General features: G+C 71.1%; 15 protein-coding genes and 2 pseudogenes. 7 read left to right on the plus strand and 10 right to left on the minus strand.

The features are described 5' to 3' along the window. The 3 genes and pseudogenes from IE249_RS37325 to IE249_RS15375 form a co-directional block, all read right to left on the minus strand. A pseudogene (locus IE249_RS37325) lies at positions 1 to 860 on the minus strand (beta-ketoacyl synthase N-terminal-like domain-containing protein); the annotation flags it as partial. A gap of 338 nt (positions 861 to 1,198) precedes the next feature. Next, positions 1,199 to 2,899 carry an acetolactate synthase large subunit gene (locus IE249_RS15370; RefSeq protein ID WP_189705379.1) on the minus strand — a complete coding sequence of 567 codons (1,701 nt, stop codon included), beginning with the start codon at positions 2,897 to 2,899 and terminating at the stop codon, positions 1,199 to 1,201. Positions 2,900 to 2,905: 6 nt separating this feature from the next. Then, the gene (locus IE249_RS15375; protein ID WP_229858523.1) at positions 2,906 to 4,420 is read right to left on the minus strand and encodes an FAD-binding oxidoreductase; all 1,515 of its coding nucleotides are present in this window, start codon (positions 4,418 to 4,420) and stop codon (positions 2,906 to 2,908) included. Positions 4,421 to 4,643: 223 nt separating this feature from the next. On the opposite strand from IE249_RS15375, the gene IE249_RS15380 reads away from it, so the two are divergent. Beyond that, on the plus strand, positions 4,644 to 5,144 hold the full coding sequence (locus tag IE249_RS15380; protein WP_189705380.1) for a DUF4234 domain-containing protein: 501 nt from the start codon (positions 4,644 to 4,646) through the stop codon (positions 5,142 to 5,144). A gap of 111 nt (positions 5,145 to 5,255) precedes the next feature. Here IE249_RS15380 and IE249_RS40020 read toward each other — a convergent pair. Continuing rightward, a pseudogene (locus IE249_RS40020) lies at positions 5,256 to 5,543 on the minus strand (outer membrane protein assembly factor BamB family protein); the annotation flags it as partial. Positions 5,544 to 5,713: 170 nt separating this feature from the next. Between IE249_RS40020 and IE249_RS15390 the strand changes: the two are divergent. The 3 genes from IE249_RS15390 to IE249_RS15400 all read left to right on the plus strand — a co-directional run bounded on the left by IE249_RS15390 (position 5,714) and on the right by IE249_RS15400 (position 9,959). Beyond that, entirely contained in the window at positions 5,714 to 6,766 is a 1,053-nt protein-coding gene (locus IE249_RS15390) for a hypothetical protein (RefSeq protein WP_189705381.1), read from the plus strand. Positions 6,767 to 7,044: 278 nt separating this feature from the next. Next, positions 7,045 to 9,567 carry a DUF4132 domain-containing protein gene (locus IE249_RS15395; RefSeq protein ID WP_189705382.1) on the plus strand — a complete coding sequence of 841 codons (2,523 nt, stop codon included), beginning with the start codon at positions 7,045 to 7,047 and terminating at the stop codon, positions 9,565 to 9,567. Next, positions 9,567 to 9,959: a hypothetical protein gene (locus IE249_RS15400; RefSeq protein WP_189705383.1), complete on the plus strand. Its 393-nt coding sequence runs from the start codon at positions 9,567 to 9,569 to the stop codon at positions 9,957 to 9,959. Before IE249_RS15395 ends, IE249_RS15400 begins: the two co-directional genes overlap by 1 nt. A gap of 346 nt (positions 9,960 to 10,305) precedes the next feature. Here IE249_RS15400 and IE249_RS15405 read toward each other — a convergent pair whose 3' ends face one another. Next, the gene (locus IE249_RS15405) at positions 10,306 to 10,815 is read right to left on the minus strand and encodes an ATP-binding protein (RefSeq protein WP_189705384.1); all 510 of its coding nucleotides are present in this window, start codon (positions 10,813 to 10,815) and stop codon (positions 10,306 to 10,308) included. Between the two features lie 174 nt (positions 10,816 to 10,989). Here IE249_RS15405 and IE249_RS15410 point away from each other — a divergent pair, with 174 nt between their 5' ends. Together IE249_RS15410 and IE249_RS15415 are read left to right on the plus strand one after the other, a co-directional pair. Beyond that, entirely contained in the window at positions 10,990 to 11,844 is an 855-nt protein-coding gene (locus IE249_RS15410) for a helix-turn-helix domain-containing protein (RefSeq protein ID WP_189705385.1), read from the plus strand. Beyond that, complete coding sequence (locus tag IE249_RS15415) at positions 11,841 to 12,029, plus strand: DUF397 domain-containing protein (RefSeq protein ID WP_189705386.1); 189 nt, start codon at positions 11,841 to 11,843, stop codon at positions 12,027 to 12,029. Before IE249_RS15410 ends, IE249_RS15415 begins: the two co-directional genes overlap by 4 nt. Before the next feature lie 800 nt (positions 12,030 to 12,829). On the opposite strand, the gene IE249_RS15420 is transcribed toward IE249_RS15415, so the two are convergent. Beyond that, positions 12,830 to 13,207: a restriction system modified-DNA reader domain-containing protein gene (locus IE249_RS15420; protein ID WP_189705387.1), complete on the minus strand. Its 378-nt coding sequence runs from the start codon at positions 13,205 to 13,207 to the stop codon at positions 12,830 to 12,832. Positions 13,208 to 14,013: 806 nt separating this feature from the next. On the opposite strand from IE249_RS15420, the gene IE249_RS15425 reads away from it, so the two are divergent. Further along, positions 14,014 to 14,769, plus strand: coding sequence for a hypothetical protein (locus IE249_RS15425; RefSeq protein ID WP_189705388.1), 756 nt, complete (start codon positions 14,014 to 14,016; stop codon positions 14,767 to 14,769). Between the two features lie 364 nt (positions 14,770 to 15,133). Here IE249_RS15425 and IE249_RS15430 read toward each other — a convergent pair whose 3' ends face one another. The 4 genes from IE249_RS15430 to IE249_RS37335 all read right to left on the minus strand — a co-directional run. Further along, the gene (locus IE249_RS15430) at positions 15,134 to 17,305 is read right to left on the minus strand and encodes a DEAD/DEAH box helicase (RefSeq protein ID WP_189705389.1); all 2,172 of its coding nucleotides are present in this window, start codon (positions 17,303 to 17,305) and stop codon (positions 15,134 to 15,136) included. 38 nt (positions 17,306 to 17,343) lie between these two features. Next, complete coding sequence (brxD, locus tag IE249_RS15435; RefSeq protein ID WP_189705390.1) at positions 17,344 to 18,675, minus strand: BREX system ATP-binding protein BrxD; 1,332 nt, start codon at positions 18,673 to 18,675, stop codon at positions 17,344 to 17,346. Further along, positions 18,672 to 21,425: a BREX-2 system phosphatase PglZ gene (pglZ, locus tag IE249_RS15440; RefSeq protein WP_189705391.1), complete on the minus strand. Its 2,754-nt coding sequence runs from the start codon at positions 21,423 to 21,425 to the stop codon at positions 18,672 to 18,674. Before pglZ ends, brxD begins: the two co-directional genes overlap by 4 nt. After that, on the minus strand, positions 21,422 to 22,874 hold a 1,453-nt coding region (locus tag IE249_RS37335), incomplete at its 5' end, for a BREX-2 system ATPase PglY family protein (RefSeq protein ID WP_506366841.1). The genes pglZ and IE249_RS37335, both read right to left, overlap by 4 nt.

A 22,874-nucleotide genomic window follows, 5' to 3' on the forward strand; every position in this document is an offset into this window, starting at 1 on the left:
GCCCCGAGGCTGACCCCGACCCGCTCCGGGTCGAGCCCGCTCTCGACGGTCCCGCCGGCCGTGAAACCGGCGTCGGCCCATGCCTCACGGGCGGCGAGCACGGCCATCTGCGCGGCCCGGTTCATCCGGCGGGCGGCGGCCCGGGGGAGCAGGGAGGCGGGGTCCACGGGCACCCGGCCCGCGACCCGCACGGGCAGGCCGTCGAACTCCTCGTCCTCCAACTCCCTTATCCCGTGCCGCCCGTCGAGCAGCCCCTGCCACAGTTCGTCCACCCCGACACCGAGCGGGGTGATCGCGCCGAGCCCGGTCACGACGACCCGCCGCGGTGCGGCCGGGACGGTCTCGCGCGCCGGGCGCGCGTGGTGCCGTACGACGTAGCCCTTGTGGTCCGCGTCCGCGGCCCACCCTCGTACGACGTCGTCGGACACGGTCTCGGCGCCGCCCGCGGCGACCGCGTCGAGGTCCTGGTGCCAGACGCCCCACCGCCGCTGGTACGTCACCTCGACGCCCTCCGGGTCCACGGCGCGCAGCCGGGTCACCCGGTCCCCGTCCCGGAACGTCACGGCGTCCAGCCGCGGCGACGACACGGACGGCACCGCCGCCGCGTCCACCCGCCGGCCCGCGACCACCACCTGCTGACCCCGTTCCAGCACCTCGTCGTGGTCCGGGCCACCGAGCGGCGGCCGCAGCGTCACGCGGATCGTCTCGGGCGACTCCGGCAGCGTGTGCATCACGACACACCACTGCCGCTGCTCCGCCTCGGCCTGCGTCAGGGCGAGCAGATCGCCGGGGACCACCTCGGCGGCGGTAACTGTGTGGGGGTTGATGGGGATTTGCGGCATCTCGGACGAATGGGACATACCGTGCAGCTTCCTGTTACCCGAAGTGTCGTATCGCGGACCATTTCGAGTGAAAGGGGCGAACGAGCGAAAAACCATGGGATTAGACGAGGGCCGCAAACAGGACGCGTGTACGAATACCCCTAATCGGCGTTTCTACACACGGAGTTGGGCGAATGGTGGCGTGGACGTGTGCGCCGGGTCACTCGGGTGCCGGGGTGGATCGGACCGTGATCCGCTTGTGTGCGGGGCGAATTGGGGGACGCGGAGGATGTGATGCCGTGTGACCTCGGGCACGGTGACGCAGCGCACGTGACCCAGGGCACGTGCCCCGGGTCACGTGAGCCGGCGCACGTGACCTACGGCACGCTCGGGGTGCTCGGGGTGCTCGGGGTGCTGGGTGCGCCGGTCCGTGACGGCGGCCCGAACAGCGCGGGTACGCGCGCCTCCACGAGGTGCGGGCCGGGCTCGGCGAGCGCCCTGGCGAACTCGGCCGTGAACTCCTCGGCGGTGGTGGCCCGTGCGGCCGGCACGCCCATGCTCCGCGCGATCCCGGCCCAGTCCAGCGCCGGCCGCGAGAGGTCGAGCAGGTCCCGGCGGGCCGGCCCGCATCCCGGCCCGCTTCCCGGTTCGCCCGTCGCCGCCCCGGAGGGCGCGATCAGCCGGTCGTACTCCATCTCCAGGATCGCGTAGGAGGAGTTGGCGTACACGACGACCGTGACGTCCAGGCCCTCGCGGGCCAGGGTCCACAGCGCCTGGGGCGTGAACATCGCGCTGCCGTCCGCCTCCAGGCACACCACCGGCCGCCCGGGACAGGCGAGCGCGGCGCCCGCGGCCAGCGGCAGGCCCTGCCCGATCGCACCCCCGGTGAGGCACAGCCAGTCGTGGCGCGGGGCGCCGGCGGTGGCCGCGGGCAGCCAGAGCCCGGACGTGTTCGCCTCGTCCACGACGACCGCGCCCTCGGGCAGCAGTGCTCCCACGGCGGCGGCGACCGTCTCACCGGTGAGCGGGCCGGTCGGCGGTGGTGGCACAGCCGGGTCGGGCGTGGCCGGGGTGCTCTGGGTGCCAGGGAGGCGGTCCGCGAGGTGGGTGAGCGCCTCCCGCGTGCCGCGTACGTCGCTGTCGGGCCCGATGAGGTCGTACACCTGGCAGTCCTCCGGGACCAGCCGGCCCGGTGTCCCCGGGTAGGCGAAGAAGGACACCGGGGAGCGGGTCCCGACCAGCACCAGGTGCCGCACGCCCCGGAGTTGGGCCAGCGCGCCCTCGGGCAGATACGCCAGCCGCTCCACGGCGGGCAGGCCCGCGCCCCGTTCGAGCCGGGCCGGGAAGGTCTCGCACAGCAGTCGCGCACCGGAGGCGGTGGCGACGCGGGCCGCCTCGCGCAGCGACGGCTCGCGCAGGGCGGGACCGCCGAGGAGGAGCGCGGCGGGCTCGCCACCGCGCAGGGCGGCGGCGACTTCGGCCACGGCGTCGTCCGGTACGGCGTTCCCGGCAACGGCGTCAGCCGACGGGCCGGTCGTCGGCCGGGACACCGGCGGTACCGCGCCGGCGGCGGCCGCCCCCGGGGACCAGGAGACGTCCGCGGGCAGGATGAGGGTGGCCACCCGGCCGCGCCCCGCCGTGGCGGCGGAGACGGCCGCGGCGGCGTCCGCACCCGCCGTACGGACGTCCCGGCAGCGCCGCACCCAGCCGGAGACGGTGCCGGCCGCCGCGTCGATGTCCGACTCGAGCGGGGCGTCGAGGGGCTTGTGGTGGGTCGCGTGGTCGCCGACGAGGTTGACGAGCGGGGTGGCCGCGCGGCGCGCGTTGTGCAGGTTGGCCAGGCCGTTGCCGAGTCCGGGCCCCAGGTGCAGCAGGGTGGCCGCGGGCCGGCCGGTCATCCGCCCGTACCCGTCCGCCGCCCCGGTCGCCACGCCCTCGAACAGGCAGGGCACGGCCCGCGCGCCCGGCTCCGCGTCCGGCGCGGCGACCAGATGCATCTCGGAGGTCCCGGGGTTGGCGAAGAACACCTCCACCCCGCTCGCACGCAGGGAGGCGACGACCGCTTCGGCACCGTTCACGTCACTTCACTTCCGTCCCTGAGGAGACCGGCCGGAACCGAGGAGGACACCGGGGTTGAGGATGCCGTGCGGATCGGAGGCGAGCCTGATCCCGCGCATCAACTCCACCTTGGCAGGGTCCTCCAGCTCCAGGAAGTACGGCTTCTTGGCCCGCCCCACGCCGTGCTCGCCGGAGACCGCGCCGCCGTGCTCCCCGGCCGCGCGGAACAGCCGGCGCAGCACTTCGTCGCGGCGGACCGGGTCCGGCTGGAAGACCGACAGGTGCACGTTGCCGTCCCCGGCGTGGCCGCAGCCGGTCACCAGCGACCCGGTGTCCTCGGCGGCGGCGCGGGCGGCGGCCGGCAGCACCGGCAGCGCCCCGCGCGGCACGACCGCGTCCACGACGTCGTCGGCGCCGGCCGCCTTCGCCGTCCAGAAGGCGCGTTCACGCGCCTCGGCCAGCTTCCTGGCCGCGCCCGCGGGGAGTACGGAGACGTCCAGGGCGCCGAGTTCGAGCAGCCGCCCGGCGACCGTCTCGACGTCCTCCTCCAGCCGCGAGGCGGAGCGGTCCTCCAGCACGACGAGCAGATAGCCGAGCGCGGCGAGACGGACGTCCTCGGGGCCGCCAAGTCCGGCAGCCCCCTCCGGGCCGTCCGCGGCGATCGCCGCCATGGCCAGCAGGTCGACGTACTCCAACGCGACCGGCTCGGGGCACCCACCCGACTCGGAGCCTCCGCCTGGCCCGGGCCTTCCGCCTGGCCCGGGGCCTCCGCCTGGCCCGGGGCCTCCGTGCGGCCCGGAACTTCCGCCCGCCAGCGGCGGAACCGCCCGGAAGACGTCCTCCTCCGACCCGAACGCGGTCAGCACGGTGGCCGAACGCCCGGCCCTGGGCCGCAGCCGCAGCGTCGCCTCGGTCACGAGGGCCAGGGTGCCCTCGGAGCCCACGAGCAGCTGCGTGAGGTCGTAACCGGCGGACGTCTTCACGTACTTGCCCCCGCTGCGCACGATCGCGCCGGACGCGAGCACCGCCTCCAGGCCGAGCACATGGTGCCGCGTGATCCCGTGGCGTACGGCGTGCGTCCCGCCGGCGTTGGTGGCGATGGTCCCGCCGACGCTGGCCGAGGGTTCGCCCAGCCGCACCGGGTAACACAGCCCGGCCGAGGCGGTGGCCCGGTCCAGCGCCTCCAGGCTGACGCCGGGCTGCACGACGGCCACGTGATTGACCGCGTCCACCTCCAGCACGCGGTTCATCCGCTCGAACGAGACGACGATCCCGCCCGGCGCGGGCACGCATGCTCCCGACATCCCCGTCCCGGCGCCGCGCGCGGTCACGGGAATCCGCCGCTCCCCGGCGACCCTCAGCACGTCCGCGACGTCGGCGGCGGAGGCGGGCCGGACGACGTACGCGGGCGCCCGCCGCGCTACGGCCAACGACTCGTCACCGCCGTACTCCTCGGCGATCGCCGGGCCCCTCAGTACGTGCCGGGCGCCCACGGCGTCGGCAAGCAGCGCACCGGCGTCGACGAACACCGCGTCAGCCACGGAACACACCTCCTCCTCGCACTGCGACGGTGGCGGCGCCGGACCGGCGGGGGAGTGGGCCGCGGGGCCCTACGGGAGGGCCGAACGGGTCCTCGGGTTGAGCGAACTTGATCACGATCGCATGACGAACGATCACAAACGGACAACTGACTTCACAAAAACTTTACTTGATCTGCGAAGCTGCTCCACCTGTAACCAAGGTCACCAAAACGGAGCTCAACTCATGGACGACATCAAGGTCACCGCCGAGACCGCCCCCGGCGCCGTCGCCCCGGCCGGAGGCGCCGTCGCGCCCGCCGCCGGCGCCGCCGTCTCCGTCCGCCCGACCGGCCTGGCCATGAAGCGCCGCGGCCCGGTCGCGGTGTGGCTCGGACTGCCGCTGGTCACCCTCGGCATCTACCAGCTGGTCTGGTACTACAAGATCCACAAGGAGCTGCAGGAGTTCGACCGGCGCCGCGTGCTCAACCCGACCGGCAGCCTGCTGGTCATGATCTTCCTGGGCTGGACGCTGATCGCCCCGCTGATCTCCTTCCACAACACCGGCAAGGCCATCGCCAACGCCCAGCGCGCGGCCGGCCTCCCGGTCACCTGCAGCCCCGCCGCGAGCACCTTCCTGACCTTCGTCTTCGGCCTCAACACCTGGTACATGCAGCGCCAGCTCAACCTGGTCGTGGCCGCGTACGGGGACACCGCGCCGGGCACGGAGATCCACCTGGCGGCCTGATGCCGGTCCTTGGGGCCCCGCGGGCCCCCAGGGTGTGGCGCGGCTCCGTGCGAACGGAGCCGCGCCCTGCCGGACGGGACCAGCGATCCGGGACCACCCCTTCGCAGCCACGGCGTACACGGCGCCGTATCCGCTGATGTACGCCGCGGACCCGGAAACCGCCGGGACCGAGCGGGAGTTGACGCCTCCCTTCCCCATGCCGGACTTCCACCGCCGGTGACCGCTCCCGGCATCCACCGCGAACGAGCGCCCGTCCACCCCGAGATGGACCAGCCCCCCGGCGACGGTGAGACCGGCCGATGCGATGCCGGACCCGAAGGCGGACTTCCAGCGCTGCCGCCCGGTGGCGACGTCGACGCCGTACGGAATCCCGGGATTCCTGCCCACGCCCGCGCACACGACGTCCCGGACGACGTCCCCGGACGCGGGGTGCCGACCGGATGACGCCGGCCGCCCCCGTCACGCCCACAACCGCATGCTGCTCCCGCAACGGCCCGGCCGCACGATTCCGCACCCCGAGAACCACCCCCGTGCCAGCATGTGAGCGGCGACACGGGGGAGGGCCGCTCATGGACTGGCACAACGCCGACGACGTAGTCGATTTCACGAGCGCCCTCGCGCAGACAGCGATCTATTCGGTAGCGGCCATGACGCTGGCGCTGAAGGAAGTCCGGAAGGCCGTCTACCGCCGGACCGAACGCCGCCCGAGGCGGGAGTCATGGCCGTACCGCCTGGTGACCGGCGACATGGCGGCCTACCGCCAAGCCACCGCCGTCAGAAGGTATTTCGGCTCCGCGGACACGCCGATGCTGCGCAGCGGAGGCGAACTCACCGAATGGCGCCACCGAGTGGCCACGCTCAACGCTTTTCAGGGAGTGCAGCGGGTGTGGGACACGATCCCCCTGCTGCTGGCCGTCACCACGCTGATCGTCTACAACGCGATGCCCGCCTCCCCCTCGTCCGAGGGGCTCTACTGGGGAGGCCTGACCGGCTGCCTGGCCGCCGCCCTGACCGAGAGGCGATTCGTGAAGAGACTGAACGAACGAGAAGGGGCCAATCACTGCCTGTGGAGATGCACAACAGCGCTCCAGACCTGCTACGAGGCCGCAAGGCGAGATCGCGGTGAAGGCCCCCTCGCGATAGACGCCGCGATCACGCGGCTCTGCTCGGAACTCGGCGAGTACGTCCGTTACTGGGAGTCGGACGACTGGCGAAGCGACATGAGCAGGCACGTCGCGAGGGTCCAGAACGCGCTGCGGGAATCCGCGGGAGCCGTACTCCGCGAGGGCCACCACAGCCTCCCCGAGACGGTACGCCTGCTGGGCACACTGCTGGACAGACTGATGAGCGAGCGCTGGCTGTCCCTGCTGGACGAGGAGGACATGCCCGACTACGAGGGAGGGCTGATCATGCCGGTCCCCCACCAGCGCCGGGACTACTGGGTGGGAGGCCTCTCACTCCTGGCCATGCTGACCCTGATAGCCGGCGCCCTCTTCCTGGGCGACCTCTCCGGCGCGGGACAGGTACTCCCCTTCCTGGTCCTCCCCATCCTCCTCCTGGGCACCGACCACCTCAGAACCCGAGTCCTGACGGCATTGCGCACCGGAACTCCCCAGCCGTGACCCGCGACGCCCGAAGACCTGCCGACCGGGCTCGCGCGGGTGCGCCCGGGTGCGCTGCCAGCGCCGTCCGCCGGCCCACCTACGAGGAGTGGGACGCCGCCCTCGCTCCGAACTGTTGGACTTCCCGAACCGCGCCCAGGGCAACTGCACGGTGCTCTACCGCGACGGCAGCCCCGCACGGATCGCCTACTGGGGCGTCACCGCCGACTAGGGAACCAACAGGCGTGAGCAGCCCGCGGATTGATCGCGTTGTCAGTCCCCCCTGTCATCATCCCGCCATGCTGTACGAAACCCTGGCGGCCGCATCCCGCAGACATGACTCGCTCGACGACGTGAGGCTTGCCGCGCTCGACCGCGCCCGCCGGCTCGTCGAACTGCTGGAACGTCAGCGGACGGAGCCCCGGTGGGACGCCTCGACGGCGTTGCGGGGAACGGACACACTCGAGCGGATCCAGGCGATACACGCAGCGACCCGGGCCGAGATCGACGGGCGGCTCGCGGCCTGCTCGGACGAGGAGGGCAGGGCCGCGGCCCTGTGCCTGATGCTGGCAGCCTGCTTCGACCACACGACCTTCTGGCGGTACGACAGGGAGCTCGCGTCCCTGGTCTCGCGGTTGCGCGGCTGGACGCCCGACGAGGTCGCGGTGATGCTGCTCCGGGCCACCGAGTACGACATGGGTCACTGGTTCGCCGATGCGCTGGGGCCGGTGCTGCGGGCCGCCGAGCAACTCGACGCCGACGGCCGCCGCGCGGTCCTGCCCTGGCTGCGGCACGCGCACACCGAGCTCATGGAGACGGATGTGGCCGCACGCCGACGGGGACAGCTCGCCAAGCGCCTGCGCGCACTGCTCGCGAGCGTGGAGGAGGAGTCCATACCCGAGGGACTGATCCCCGCCCACGCTCCTTGGGCCGCCCCGCTGAACGACCGCGCGAAGGTGTCACCGACGACCCAACTGGCGGATCTCCTGCGGCACATGGCTAGCCTTTCGGGCCCGCGCCCCGCGCAGCGGTGGCGGCGGACGTGCCTCGAACTCGCACAGGCGGCGTCGGCACAGGAGGTCCTGGCCGACGTCCTGCGGGCCCTGGCCGAGGGCGAGCCGCTGTGCAGCAGGGAACGCGGTCCGCACACCGGCTGGATCGGCGGTGGTTACCACTACCACTACGTCGTCCACCAGAACGACGGGGACCTGGCGCGCGGTGTCCTCTGGGCGGCCGCGCTGACCGGCGGCCCGGCCGCGGTGCGGCACCTCGGCGCGCTCGCGCTGAGGACCGGCGCGGCCGGAACCGGCGTGATCGAGGATCCCAAGCTCGCGGGCGCGGCGATCAACGCGCTGGCCGAGACCGGCGATCCGGCCTCACTGGAGGCCCTGTGGCGGCTGCGGATCCGGATCAAGCACCGGGCGCTGCGCAAGCAGCTCGACACCGCGCTGGTGACGGCGGCCGGGAAGCAGGGCATCACGGCGGAGCAGCTCGTCGAGCGCAGCGTCCCGGACCACGGCCTGGCTCCGGACGGTTCGCTGGAACGGGAGCTGGGCGGACACCGGGTACGGGTGGCGATCGAGGACGCGACGACCGTACGGCTCACCTTCACGCGTCCCGACGGGCGGACGTCCCGTACGGCCCCGGTGGCGGTGAAGGAGGGCTTCCCGAACGAGCTGAGGGAGCTGAAGGACCTGGCCAAGGCGGTGCGGGGGACGCTGTCGGGGGAGCGGGCCCGCGTCGAGGCGTTGATGTCGGCCGGGCGCGAGTGGCCGTACGACGAGTGGTGCCGCCACTACCGCGACCATCCGGTCACCGGCGTCCTCGTCCGCGGCCTGATCTGGGAGTTCCGGAGCGCCGGGGACGCGGACGGCGAGTGGCGTGCGGTGGCACCGGCGGCCGAGCCGCCCGGCGAGCCCGAGCGCGTCCGGCTGTGGCATCCGATCCGGGCGCACGCGCACGACATCAAGGCGTGGCGGGAGCGGCTCGTCGCCGAGCGGCTGCGGCAGCCGTTCAAACAGGCCTTCCGTGAGATCTACCTGCTCACCCCGGCGGAGGAGGAGACCGGCGTCTACTCCAACCGGTTCGCCGCCCACATCGTCCACTACCGGCAGCTCTACGCGCTGTTCAAGGAACGAGGCTGGCAGGCCAACTTCCTCGGCCGCCACGACGGCGGCCACGACGGACAGGCGCGGGCCGAGTTCGACGACGGCCAGTGGCGGGCTCGCTTCCACCACGAGCCCGCGGCCGACGACGACGGCGGCTACGCGCCCGAACACGCCGCGACGGACCAGGTCCGCTTCGAGCGGCGGGACGGCCGGCGCTGGCGGGAGGTCCCGCTTGCGGAGGTGCCCCCGCTGGTCTTCAGCGAGGCGATGCGCGACATCGACCTGTTCGTGGGCGTGACCTCGATCGCCGCTGATCCCGACTGGACCGACCGGGGCGAGGACCGCTACACCGGCTACTGGCGGACGGCCACGTTCGGCGCGCTGACGGCGAGCGCCGAGATCCGCCGCGAGGCGCTGGAACGCATCCTGCCCCGCCTGAGGATCGCCGGCCGGTGCTCGCTCGAAGGCCGCTTCCTGGTGGTCCGCGGGGACCTGGGCACGTACCGGATCCACCTGGGCTCGTCCAACATCCTCATGGAACCGGACGACAGGTACCTGTGCATCGTCCCGTCACGCGGCAAGGGCGTCGGCAAGGTCTTCCTGCCGTTCGAGGACGAGCGGCTGTCCCTGATCCTCAGCAAGGCGTTCCTGCTCGCGGCCGACACCGCGATCACCGACGAGTCCATCCTCACGCAGATCGAGCGAGGTGCCTGATGGCCACCGTGACGTTCCGGGACGAGACCGCGACGGGCAAGCCGCTCAGCGAGTGGGAGGTCACCGGCTTGCCGGAACGGATGACCGTACGGGAGCTGATCAGGCTCCGGGTCCGGGAGGAGGTCGCCCGGCACAACGCCCGCCCGACCAACCGCTTCAACGGCCTCGTCCGTCCCGACGACGCCGAAACGGACCTGAACGGCTACCGACTCCCCGAGCCCCGCCCCATCGACTGGCAACGCCAGGCCGAAATAGCCGAGAAGGCCTTCCTGACCAACGGCTTCTTCATACTGACCGCCGACCGCCAGGTCGAGGCCCTCGACGAACCCGTGGACCTCACCACCGATTCCAACCTGGTCTTCATCAAACTGTTCGCCCTCGCGGGCGGTTGAAATCCTTGCTTGGTTAACTGCCCCGCCCGGCGGGCCGAGCGCCCCACGGCATCGCCCGCAAGGGCGTCGTCATCTGCACCGCCGAGGCTCGGTCACTGGACGGTCTCCGCGTTCGGCGCGTTCTCATGGATCTGCGTCAGCGTTGCCGTGACTTCCGGACGGGCGATCGTGGTGCTTTGGTCCAGGCAGCCCCTGCCGAATTGGGGCAACTCCTGGCTGTTGCTCTGGATCACACCGCCACGCGGAGGTCGGCAGGGGCTTTGAACCGCACACAGCGCGGGGGGAGATGTGCCCGGTGGCCGTCCACCGTGATGATCTCCACCACCGACCCGGGGGACATCCGGGTCTACTCGACGGTCCTCTCCCTGCCGGACGTGTGGGTAGCGGCCGCCCGACGAGCGCCCCCCGGGCAGACCGGGGCCACGAAGTCACACTCGGCCCAGACCGTCTTGCCGCCGGGCGGATACGGTTCGACACCCCAGCGGTCGGCGAGGGCGTCGACCAGGAGCAGGCCGCGTCCGGACTCGGCGTCCAGGGATGTGGGGCCCTCCGCCGGCGGCGACGGCCGGCACTCGCCCCGGGCGTCGGTGACGGCGATACGGAGCAGCCCGGCCGCTGTGTCGAGGGTGAGGGCGAGCCGGAAGTCGCGGCTGCCGACGCGACCGTGCAGGGCGGCGTTGACCGCGAGTTCGGCCACGATCTGCTCGGCGCGCTCGGTGACGCCGGCTGACACCGGCCACGTACGCAGCTGCTCGACGGCGAGGAGCCGGGCGAGTCGGGCCCCGCGGCGGGTGGACGACAGCAGTTGGGCGAATGCGTGGACGTCCGCGGGGAGTCGGGGCGTGGTTGTGCTCATGAGGCCACCGTGACGGCTGCGCGGGGGCGAGTGCCAGACGCACGGCCCGTACGGTACGTCAACGTACGGACACGTTCCGTGGACGGTACGCCTGCGCGTACGTCACGCTGGGTGCCCTCAGGCGGGCACGGCGGCGCACAGCGCGGGTACGGAAAGGGAGGTGGCGGCGGGGTGATGGACGACGAGAACGCGCCGCACGGCGAGTCGGACCGGGAGCCCGACCCCTCGGACAGCCTGCGCACGTTCGGCGCGGTCATGCAGGCCCTGCGCGAGCACGCGGGCTACAGCAGAACCGAGTTCGCGAACCTGGTGAGCTTCTCCAAACACACGGTGGAGTCGGTGGAGTTGGGGCGTCGCATGCCCGACGTGGCCCTGGTGGAGCGCTCCGAGGAGGCGCTGGGCAACACGGGAGCCCTGCGAAAGTCGTCGAAGTACGTGACACGCGGACGCGGGGACGTCGGCCTCGCGGCCTGGTTCCGCCAATGGGCCCGCCTGGAACGGGTCGCGGTGAGCCTGTGCACGTACGAATGCCGGCTGGTACCGGGGCTGCTGCAGTCGGAGGGGTATGCGCGGGCGGTGTTCGAGGGCACCGTTCCGGTGGCCCCCGACAGCCTGCTGGAGGACTTCATGACCCGGCGCATGGAGCGACAGCGCATGCTGTTCGACCGGCCGACGACGCCGTTCAGCTTCATCGTCGAAGAGCACGTCTTCCGACGTCGGTTCGGCGATCCGGACCAGATGCGGCAGATGCTCGACCATGTGCTGGAGCTGACTGAGCCAAGGAATGTGACGCTTCAAGTGGTGCCGCTGGAAGCCGGATTGCATGCCTGCCTGGATGGCCCGTTGCAGTTGCTGGAGACTCCAAGGGGGCAACGGCTCGGGTACTCCGAGGGGCAGCAGAACGGCCGTCTGATCTCCGACGTGAAAGAGGTGAGCCTGCTCTGCCAGCGCTATGACACACTGCGCTCGCAGGCCCTGAACGCCAAGGACTCGCGGGGCCTGCTGGAGCGACTCCGAGGAGAGCTATGAGCGTGAGGCCGGAACTGGCGTGGTTCAAGTCCAGCTACAGCGGCAGCCAGGGGGACAGCTGCATCGAGATCGCCATCACCGAACACGCCATACGTGTACGGGACTCCAAAGACGTGACACGCCCCCACTTCACCGTCGGCCGCAAGGAGTGGTCACGTTTCGTGGGCTTCGCGATAGAGGCGTGACACCTAAAGCTGAGCGGTCTCTAGAACGGCAAAGTCAGCTTCGGTAGAGATGAAGACGAGCCCATACCCGTCCCGTCCCACGCCCGAACGTCGCCTGGCCCATGCCCTTCCACGGGCCAAGAAAGACCGCAACGTCCACCAGTCTTCGCGGCTACTTCGGAACCTGGAGGTCACGGCGCACACGGCTCCGGAGGGCCTTTCGGGTCGCTGAGAAAGTGCTGGTCAAGGCCTCCGAAGAGGTCAGAAGACTGAGATCGGTCCACGGATGGTCCAGCGTCCAGTAGCGCCTAGTGCCCAAGCGTTCCGCCGCTCAGAAGAACGGCGGAACGGAGGGCTGTCACGGGTGCGCCCAGGGCCAACAGGTGCCAGATTAGATGGTTGACCGGCAGGGTCGGTCTAGACCAATCCGGTGAGCCTTGCGACAGCCCACACGGCAACCAGCATGGCAGTGCAGGTGACCCCCGTGATCATCAGAAACACAAGGCGAAGTGTCCCGTCCCCCGTCCTTAGTGCCTCGCTAATGATTCGAAGGCAGCTTTTACGCATCGGTTTTCCCTTCCCGTCATCTTTTGAAATTGCGCAAAGTTGAAGCCATTGGTGAATTTACTTAGTCTAACTAACTAAATTAAGAGTTGAGCTCACCTCGGGCTCAACCTGGAATTAGATTGGCGTCACCCGGTGGGGTGGGCTGCCTGCTTTGCCCTCCTGTTATCGGTCCGTGATGGGGCTCAGGAGGTCGCCCGGTGTGCTGCAGGTTGACTGGCGCCCTCTACGGCCGGATCCCGTCACGGGCAGTTGGTCTAATGCGCCCTGCGGAGAGAGCCGATGATCACGCCATCACGCTCTCGCCTCCACGCGGTCCAGCCGTCCGCCTGTGACCCGGCGGCGGCCACAGCTGCTCCCGACGGAGTTCGATACGGCTTACCTTCAAACGACAGCCAGCCGTTAGGCAAGACTGTGGCCTCGTGGCGGACGCCGAGACGGGGCCGGGACCAGAAGAGCACCTCGCCCGCCTTCAGATCGCCAGACTCGATCATGGGGGCTAGTCCTCCTGGTGTCGTCTGTGTTGCGGGACTGCCCACCTCTCCTTCCTGGCTGATGTCGATATGCACGTCACTGCCGACGGTCCTGGTCTCGACGGTGGCGCCGGGGATGTTTATACGGATGATCACGCTCACGAGCACACCTCAATCTTGCAAAACTGACACTTCTGAGATTACCACGCGAGGGGGTGACTGAGTGCAACTCTGCGAGCACCCGTACCAGTTCGCCTCGGTGGCCAGCGCAAGCATGCCCGGCAACGGCTGGGGATCGGGGCAGTAAGGCGTGGGGGGGACTCAACCTCGACGCCCGGTCTCGGAAAGCCGGCGGGTCAGGGTCAGTTGTTTGATGAGACTGTTCAGCGGCACTGCCGCTCAGCCCGTTGGGGCGTGGGGACGAGCGTGAAGACTCACCCAGGAGGTCATGCTCTGCCGGACAGCTGGGTACCCGCCCAGTAGGCCCGGGGGCACTCGACGAGTGGAGCAAGGTAGGCTCCCTTCCCCGAGACGGAGCCACCGTGGACCTCACCTTGCGCGCGCGACAGGCAGTTATCAGTGTCGCCACAGCTTTGCGTGGCCAAGTGTCGCAAGACCTCGCCTCGTTCGATGCCGTTCCAATCGCAGACCCGGTCCGCAGAGCCTCGCTGCGAACGGAAGTGCTTAGAGCGTCACGCCGGTACCGGTATGCCGACGGCTACCCAACTCTCATACTCGATGCCCCCCGACTGCTGGGCGTAGGCGCCGTACTTGCAGTTGCTCTAGCCGCCTTCGGTGCACGAGCGTGGAAGCTGCACCCCGTTGACTTCTGTCTGCATTTCTTGCTGTTCGCGGGCGGAGCGGGGATTCTCCTCCTCGTCGTGCTTCTCGTTCTGCGAGTCCTACCGACTTACGTTCAGAGGCGCGGGCCGGCAGGGCTGGCTGTGCTGGGCATGGTGGCACTCCCCATGACGTCTCTCATCTTCACTTATTCGGAGTGGGGTGATATCGACGCACGGCAGGATGGATGGCCGCTTCTGTGGGGCTGGGACGCAGTATGCCTCGTTCTGTTGATGATTCAGTTCCTCAGTACTCTCGAGGTATTCTGGCAGGGGCGGCGGTTTGACGAGCGTTGCAAACCCTACGACGGGCTGGCGCTGGCGGTAGTCAGTACAACAGCACGCATCGCCAAGAATCGCGACCGATTTGGATCTGCGAGGGAAGTGCGCGCGTGGTGCCTAGAGCTCGAAGTAATCGCCGCCAAGGCTGAAATAGTGCTCGCGCTCCGCTACAACACTCCAGCTCGGAGCCGAAGTCTACGCCGCATACTGAAAGGCGAGGCCGTACGAATAGCCGAGGTCTTCAGGGATTACGAACGTCCCTTGGTGACGGCTTATAAGGGAGCCGACATCGATGCTGTGGTTGATTCACTTCTGGTGACCCTCGACGCCCTACTTGCCGGGGACCGTGGTGCTCTACTGGCATGCGCGCCGGAAGAGGTGCCTACCCGGACCTTGTTGGGGCGAGCCTGGGCCCGCATCTGGCCGCCGGTCGTTCTCATTGCAGCCGGCATTGTGCTTCCTATGGTGCCTCCGGTGCATGGCTCACCGGCCGAGCTGAGCCTGAAGGTGAGCCTGATTGCTTTGGGTGTATTGAAGTTGGTGGCACCGCAGGTAAGCGATCAGGTGGGAAGTTTGTTGGACAAGGCCTTGCCAGGCAAGTGACTTCACTGACGGATCCTCTCATCGAGATGCGACGGAAAGGCAGCCCATGATGACCCCTGAAGCGGCCACTCATCTGTAGATCGCAGGCACGCGTTACTCGCCTTACAGTCGATTCGCCTGAGGGACTCCGGAGGGCCTTTCTCGACGGCGAGAAAGACCAGATCGGAAGCTGTGTCGCCCCCATGACTTCCTGGTCTGGTCCACGAATGATGCACAGGCTGGAGCTGAAGAATCTGTGCCACTTCGCAATCCAGTTCGCGGGCGTCTAATGGCATCGGACCGGCGGAGATGCTCATGACAAGGAATGTTGTTCTGACTGCATGCGCTTTCTGCTATCTGCGGGGTGCGGGGTGTCTCTCCGCCATCAGTTCTTGGGCGGAAGAGTGGTGAACCGTATGGGCTCGGCAAGCGTGAGGCGGGCGCCTTCTTCGTCCGCAGTGCGGGCGGCAAGAGTGGCCTCCGCCAGCCTGGGCGGAAGGGCTTCGCTGAATTTAAGGCCTCGTAGGGCGTACCCATCGACCTCAGGCAGGCTTAGGCCCTCCTTCGCGTCCACAACGGCGCTCGCCCAGTCCTCCGCGGTGAGGTCGTCCCGCAGCCTGATCCACTGGGCGTTGACCCGGCGGTGAGGTGAGACGGCCATGGGCAGTGTGGCGGCCAGGGTGGCGTTTGCACGGTGACCGGCCCAGGTCCACCAGCGGACGTCGCCGTCAGGGCGGCGAGCGATGACGGTGCCTCCGGGATGCACCGTGTCCAGGTGCACCTGACGGGCTTGCGCGAGGCGTGCAGTGGCCCGCCCGGTGAGGCGTAGGGGCGGGTCCTGACCGAGGAGTACGTCGCGTGCGGCGCGGGTCAGCTCGAAGGAGAGGATCCGCTCGGCGCCGAAGCCGTTCCACCGGGCCCGCCCGCCCTCGTCGGCCGGGGTGACGAAGCAGCGGCGCCGACTGAAGTCGATATGGGTGACCTGCCAGCTTCGTCCGGCCAGCAGGAGCCTGCGGGGACCTTGGACCTCCTCGGTGAGCAGGTCGGGGTCGGTGCGGCCGATCTCGTTGCGGCCGTTGAGGACGGTGAACTCGGGTGGGGCAGTGAAGACTGCCGTCAGGTTCATGAAATGGCGGTGCCCGTAGCGGTGTTCGGCCTGCGGGCCGATGAACAGAAGGCCCGAGTCCTGGTCGAGGTAGCCGTGTTCCACCAGATGCCGGACGACGGGTGAGGCTCCGGGGCCGAAGGGGCCGATACCGCCCCACCACGGTTGCCACAGATTCTCGCCGACCTGGTGTTCCTGCAGGCACAGGGCCAACAGTTGCTGGGCGACGAGATGACGGGGCTCGGGAGGCGGGGTGACGGGTTCCACCCAGTTGCGCGACCACTGCAGCAGCAGGGCCGCCGAGGCGAGGAGCCCTGCGTCGTCCAGGGCGAGGAAGAGGCAGTTGCGGCTGGTACCGGGGCGGCGTCCGGTGCGGCCCAGTCGCTGGAGGAATGCGGCGACGGTGCGGGGGGCGTCGAGCTGGATGACCCGGTCCAGGTCGCCCACGTCGATGCCGAGTTCCAGCGTGCTGGTCGAGACGATCACACAGTCCCGTGCCTCGGCGAACGCCGCTTCGGCCCGCCTGCGTTCGTCCACGGACAGTGAGGCGTGCGAGAGGAAGGTCGTGACGCCGCGCAGGCGAAGCTGCTCGCCCAGCTCCTCGACGGTGCGCCTGCTCTCGCAGAAGACGAGGCGTTTCTCGCCGCGGTGGAGAGCGGCGATGACGGTGGCGGCATTGGCGACGGAGCCGACGTAGTCGAGTTCGATCTCTCCGGCTGGCTGTGTCGTTCCTGACGGGGGATGCAGCGGCCGTGTGTCCGGGGCGATGACGCGGCCGGGACGCTGCCCGTGTCCAGAACCCTGGAGCCAGCCCAGGAGCTCGGTGGGGTTTCCGATAGTCGCGGACAGCCCGACGCGCTGGAGGGGACGGCCCGCGATGCGCGCCAGGCGTTCGAGGACGGCCAGCAGGTGCCAGCCGCGGTCGTCGCCGGCGAAGGCGTGGACCTCGTCGATGACGACCGAGTGCAGGCCGCTGAAGAAGGAGCGGTGGTCGACGTGAGTGCTGACCAGCATGGATTCCAGGGACTCGGGTGTGGTCAGCAGGATGTCGGGGCGTTCGACGAGCAGCCGCCGGCGGCGCGAGGTGATGACGTCGCCGTGCCACAGGCCCGTGCTGCGGCCCAGCCAGCCCGCGTACGTCTCCAGGCGCGGGCGCAGGTTGTTGAGGAGCGCCTTCAGCGGGCACACGTACAGCACGCTGGTGCCCTTCCAGCCACGCCGGTTCATCCGGGTCAGCAGGGGGAAAACGGCCGCTTCGGTCTTGCCGCCCGCGGTCGGGGCCAGCAGTACGGCGTCCTCGCCCGCGAGGAGCGGAGCGACGGCCTCGGTCTGCAGGGGGCGCAGGGTGTGCCAGCAGAGGGTGTTGACGATGTGGTGTCCGAGGACGGGGTCGAGCAGGTCGAAGGCGTCCGGCGCGCGCCTCCCCCAGCCTTCGGCCGCGGGGACACCCATGTCGCTTCGCTCGCCTCCCCCGTCCGACGCCCGGTCGCTCACGGCAGGTCCAGGGAGATGTCCGCCGCGCTGCTCGCCGCGTTGCGCTCGGTGTCGCTGAGTTCGGCCGTGTGCAGGGTCAGGGAGTAGTGCCTGCGGGGGTCGAAGTCCTCGAACTCGTCGATGCGGTCCAGGACATCGGCGACCAGCTTGCGCAGATACAGGCGCGGCGCGATGCCGACCTTGCCGCCGAGCGCGCCGGTGACGGCGCGGGCCAGCTCGTCGAGGTAGGCGTCGTCCGCGAGCGCGGCCAGCCGCGAGGGGTGGCGGGCGTCGGCCGCGTAGATGTCGCGCACCTTGCGCCCCAGCTCGCCGAGAGAGGCGAGGTCGAAGCCCTGCAGGCGCAGCTGCACCGCCCGCGGGGAGTCGAAGCGCCGGTCGGTGGTGAAGTCGGTAGCGAGGCGCTGGGCGAGGGGCGCCAGGCGCTGTACGCCCTGCTGCCCGTCGTAGAAGGCGGGGGTGCCGGTGATGACGAGGAACAGGCCTGGGAAGCGTCCGGTGTCGATCTCGTCGAGGAGCTGGCGCAGCGCGTTGAGGGACTTCTCCCGGACGTCGCCGCGCACCCGCTGGAGGGTCTCCACCTCGTCCAGGACGAGGAGGAGTCCGGGGTGCCCGCAGTCCCGCAGCACGGTGAGCAGGCCCTGGAGGAAGCCGAGGGCGGCGAAATGGTCGAGGTCGCCGCGGATTCCGGCGGCGCGCTTGGCGGCGGCAGCCACCGACTTCTGCCCGCCTAGCCAGGCGATCAGGGCTTCAGCGAGGGCACCGTCGCCGGCCGCCACGGCCCGCCGGTATCCGCGCAGTGCTGCCGAGAAGGCGGGGGTGGTCCGGGCGACCGAGGCCAGCCGCTGTTCCAGGAGCACGTCGACGGCGGCTGCCAGCGCCTCATCGTCGTCATCCGCCACGTCGCCTCCGGCCAGCGCCTCCTCCTCCAGGGCGTAGAACCAGGAGTCGACGACCGCGCGCAGTGCGGACGGCTGGTGGGTGGCGGTGGTGAGCCGTTCGGTGAGTCTGCGGTAGACGGTCTCCAGCCGGTGCAGCGGGGTCTCGGTCTCCGAGATCTGGACCTCGCTGACGGCCAGCCCGCGCCGTTTGGCCCGCTCGGCGAGCCACCGGGCGAAAAACGTCTTGCCGGAGCCGTACTCGCCGCGTAGGGCGTGGAAGGCGGCCCCGCCACGGGCGACGGTGGCCAGGTCGTCGTCGAGCGCGCTCTCGAAGCGCTCCAGTCCGACGGCGAACAGGCCGAGCCCCGCCTGCGGGACGGTGCCGCGCCGCAGCGCGTCGACGACGTCGCGGCGGCGCGCGGCGCTGATGTCGAGGGCGGGGCGGGTCATGCGGTGCCTTCCGGGGACAGGAACTGCTGGCTGAGCAGGGCGCGGTCGAGCTGCACGGTGCGGCCCGACTCGACCAGCTGGAGCACGGGGTAGCCGTCGATGTTGAGCAGCCGCTCCAGCATCGTGGCGAAGCGCGCGGGGTTGCGCTGCGACTTGCCGGTGGCGGCCTGGGCCGCCGCGGCCACCGCTCCAGGCGACAGCTTCCCGCCCGCGGCGTCCAGGGCGTCGAGCGCGGCCTCGACGGCCTTGTCGGTGGGCGCGGCGCGGACGAACTCGCGCTGCGTCCGGTAGGGGGCGGTGCGCACGGTCCGCTGCCCGAGGGTGAGTCGGCCGGACGCCGTGGCGCTGCGGGCGGACTCGGCCTTTGGCTCGTCGAGGCCGGCGGGCACCTCCTCGGCTTCCTGGGGCGCCGTCCGGGGCGCGGCCGCGGTGTCGGATTCCTTCCACCACGCTGGCTCGGCCGACTCGGGCGGGAGCAGCACCCACCCCGACGGCACCGCCCCTCCGGACGGCACCAGAGTGATCACCGGCACGGTCACCTCGGCGAGTGAGGCACCGCCGTGATAGCCGGCCTGCCGCGCGGTGTAGCGCAGGTCGTCACGCCAGGCGGCGGTGATGTGCCGGCCGTCGGTCAGCACCCGCGGGCCGGACAGGGCGACTTCCCCGTCGCCGGGGTGGCCGGTGCGCCAGCGGGCGCCGCGCACCCCGGTGACCTCGGCGGGCTGGTGTCCGCGCTCGGTGCGGTCGACGATGTGGCCGTGGTCGGAGACGAGCACGACCGGACGGCCGTAGTCGCGGGCGGCGTTGAGCAGGTCGGGCAGTTTCCCGATGTCGGTCAGGCCCCAGCGCCCGCTGGTACCCTCCCGGCCGTCGGCCAGAGCGTCGTCGATGGTGTTGACGACGACGGCGACGATGTCGTCGGAGGCGAGTGCCTGGACGAGTTCGGGGGCGATCCGGTGACCGGGCGGGCCCTCGTACCCCCCCTTGTGGAAGAGGTGCGCGTCGCGATGCCGCTTGCGCCAGAAGGCGGCGAAGCCGGTGCGCTCGGCGGCCTGGCCGCCCTCGGAGGGCCGGCCGCTCAGCAGCGAGGCCCGGCTGACGCGGGTGACCGACGGCAGCATGGACACCGCTGCCTGCCGCACCGGCAGGGTGCCCTTCGTGGCGGCGGGCACGATTTCGGTCCATGCCCTGCCGTCCAGGTCCCCTGCGATCCGCACGGCGACGTCCGCGCTCATCCCGTCCAGGACGAGGATCAGCGGACGGCCGCCGCCCTGGGCGAGCGGGGCCGCCGTCCTGGCGAGGACATCCTCGATGAGCAGCGCACCGCCGTTCGCCTGCTGGCAGGCGGTCTCGGACCAGGAGGCGAGGAGGCCGGCGAAACGGGCGTCAAGCGCGGCGCGGCGCTCCCGTGCCGCTCCTATCAGCCGCCGGTACGCCTCGCCGACGGCGGCGTCACGGGACGCGTCTCCCTCCGCTAGAACGCCGATGGCCAGGTCGGCCCAGCCCGAGGAGGCCAGGTGTTCCTGCACGGCCTGGCCGACGGTCGCGGGAGAGGCGGGGGCGGTGGCGAGCCAGCGCATCAGGCGGACGGCGGTGCGGGCGGTCTCGGTGGACTCCGTGTACAGCGCGGCGAGCTGGTGTGCCTCCAGGTCGCGCAGGGCTGCCTCGGCGAGTGCGGTCGCGCCCTCGCCGCGGCTGCCGAGGCAGGCGGCCAGGGCCCGCAGCCGTCCCAGGTAGCCCGAGGGGAGCAGCCGGTCGCCGCGGATCAGATCGGTGAGGCGTGCGTCGGCGGCGAGCCGGTCGGCGCGTTCGAGTACGGCCAGCACCCGGGAGCGGGCGGCGGCGGCCGGGGCGGTGGGTCCCTCGGCCTGCGCGATCCAGCGGGTGAGGACGCCCGTGGCGGCGTCGGCGAAGGGTCGCAGCGTGTCGAAGGAGGCGAGGGCCGGACCGAACAGGGTGCCCAGGGCGAAGCCCGCGGCCTCCGCCGACCGTGAGCCCAGGGCTGCCGAGGCGAGCACGCCCAACGGCAGTGCGTCACTGCCCCGGCCCTCGGCGGCGAGCGTGAGCAGTGTGGGGGCGGCGGGCCCTACGGTCCGGGCCAGCCAGGTCTCCAGGCCGCGCTGCTCCTCCTTGGACAGGGCGGCGTAGAGCGAGGGCCCGGCCGGGGTGCGGGTCCAGGCGAACAGCGCGTCGGCGTCCAGGTCCAGGGTGTCGGACGCGGGGTCGCCGAGCCCGAGGCGCGCACCGAGCAGGGCGCGTACGGCCCGGTCGCGCGTGAGGACGGTGCCGACCCGGGGCCAGCCGTCGAGGGGCTCTGCTTGGAGCAGTGCATCGAGCAGCCAGTGTTCGCCCAGCATCCGCGGGTCCAGATCGGCGGCGCCGAAGAGCTGGGCGACGATCTCGGCGCGGTCGACGGGCAGCGGATACTTGCGCACGGCGTGGGCGCGCAGGTCCAGGCCGAGCTGGTCGGGCGGGACGGTACCGGTGACGACGAGGACACTGTCGTCATCGGCACTGCTGCCCGCGAGATGGCGGTGCCAGGCATCGGTGACGCCGAGCGCGGAGTGCTCGGCGGTGACGACGACGCGGCGCTGCACGCCGCCGAGGTCGACGGTGAACTCGGTGTTCACCTCCTCGGGATCCCACACCGCGTCGACCAGGACGAGCCGGCAGTCGGGCGTGTGCTTCAGCTCGGTCCGGAGCAGCACCTCGATGGCGCGTCGGCCGGCGACGGGCCGGGTGGCCGTCACCGGCCCTCACCATCCGGCTCGGCACGCCAGGAGATCTCCACTGGGGTCTCCGGGTGCAGGGCGCGGAACGCCTCGATCTCCTCCCGTACTGCGGTGAGGTCGGCGTGGAGCGCCGAGGGACCGGGGGCGATGACCCGGCGGGCGGCCCGCACCGGGCGGAGTTCACCGGCGTCGGTGCCCGAGCCATCGGGCTCCCAGGACAGGGGCTGCTGCTCGCCCCGCACGGGTGCCACGGGGTCCGAGGAGACCGGCGGAGTGCCGTGCTCGGACAGCGTGACCTGCCCGGCGTCCGTCACCGGGTCCGCACCGGCAGAGGGCCCGGCGGGGGTGTCGACGGGGGCGGGCCGCTCCAGCCGCAGGGCGGCGTCGAGCAGCGCGTGCCCGCTCTCGCGGACCTCGCCGAGCACGGGGATCAGGGACCTCCGGAGCTCGGGAGCGCGCGCGGCCTCGCCGATCCGGTCCATGAGCCGCTGCGCGCGGTCGCCGATGCTGTCGTCGCGGCTGGTGAGCGCGTGCACGCTGGACAGCAGCCGCCAGTCGGTGCCGTCCAGGGCCGCAAGCACGGCGGCGGCGCTGTCCATCGCGTGGGACAGCTCCCGGGCGGGCGTCTCGTGCGGGACGGAGGCCAGCTCGCGCACCAGGCCGGTGGCGTCGTCGATGTGGCGCACAAGGCGGGCCAGCAGGGCGGCGGCCTCGCGCAGGATCCGGCTGCGCTCGGCCGTGCCCCCTGTGTCGAGCCCGAGCAGGGTGGCGTGCCGCTTGAGCACGGTGCGCACGTCGCCGACGCTCTTCTCGTACGCGGTCGCCTTGGCCAGGACGTCGGCGGCGAGCCGGCCCACGTTGCGGGCGAACAGGCCGGGCTTGGCGGTGACGCCGAAGAGCCGGCCGGCACGGTCCCGGGCGGTGGCGTACTCCTCCTCGGTGGGCAGCTGCTGGGCGCGCAGCTTCCAGCCCAGGCCGATGTCGGACAGCGGGGGAGGCGTGGTCTCGGTGCCGGAGTACAGCACCCAGGAGCGGTCGTCGAACAGGGCGTAGGCGGCGATGAGCAGGCTGGAGACGTGCTTGTCGAGGCCGCGCAGGCCGAGGTCGTCCCGGATCCAGTTGCGGATGTCCTCCACCGCGAGTTCGTCGAACGAGAGTTCGCCGCGCTCCGCGCGTGCGGAAGCGGCCTGGTTGATCCGCGTGCGCAGCTGGTCGCCGCGCACGACGAGCGGGCCGTCGTGGACGGTGCCCAGCTCTAGCGCCTCGACGATGCGCTTGACGGTCCGCAGCTCCTTCGGTTCGACCTCGACCCGGCCGCCCTCGTCCATGGCCCGGGTGAGCCACTTCAGGGCCGTGGTGAGTTCGGCCGGGGTGACGGCCCGGGGCGTGGTGCCCGGACCGGGGCCGAAGTCGGGGTGCTTGTCATACAGGGCCGAGAACATCCCGTCGGCGAGCTGCGCCACCGCC

The sequence above is a fragment of the Streptomyces anandii JCM 4720 genome, assembly GCF_014650655.1.
Lineage (GTDB): Bacteria > Actinomycetota > Actinomycetes > Streptomycetales > Streptomycetaceae > Streptomyces > Streptomyces anandii.

Bases quoted from the DNA above. Each gene is read 5' to 3' on its own strand.
- IE249_RS15380 (WP_189705380.1), top strand. From the start codon at position 4,644: ATGGACGACATCAAGGTCACCGCCGAGACCGCCCCCGGCGCCGTCGCC.
- IE249_RS15415 (WP_189705386.1), top strand. From the start codon at position 11,841: ATGAGCGTGAGGCCGGAACTGGCGTGGTTCAAGTCCAGCTACAGCGGC.
- IE249_RS15390 (WP_189705381.1), top strand. From the start codon at position 5,714: ATGGACTGGCACAACGCCGACGACGTAGTCGATTTCACGAGCGCCCTC.
- IE249_RS15425 (WP_189705388.1), top strand. From the start codon at position 14,014: ATGACGTCTCTCATCTTCACTTATTCGGAGTGGGGTGATATCGACGCA.
- IE249_RS15430 (WP_189705389.1), bottom strand. From the start codon at position 17,305: ATGGGTGTCCCCGCGGCCGAAGGCTGGGGGAGGCGCGCGCCGGACGCC.
- brxD (WP_189705390.1), bottom strand. From the start codon at position 18,675: ATGACCCGCCCCGCCCTCGACATCAGCGCCGCGCGCCGCCGCGACGTC.
- IE249_RS15395 (WP_189705382.1), top strand. From the start codon at position 7,045: ATGCTGTACGAAACCCTGGCGGCCGCATCCCGCAGACATGACTCGCTC.
- IE249_RS15405 (WP_189705384.1), bottom strand. From the start codon at position 10,815: ATGAGCACAACCACGCCCCGACTCCCCGCGGACGTCCACGCATTCGCC.
- IE249_RS15400 (WP_189705383.1), top strand. From the start codon at position 9,567: ATGGCCACCGTGACGTTCCGGGACGAGACCGCGACGGGCAAGCCGCTC.
- IE249_RS15410 (WP_189705385.1), top strand. From the start codon at position 10,990: ATGGACGACGAGAACGCGCCGCACGGCGAGTCGGACCGGGAGCCCGAC.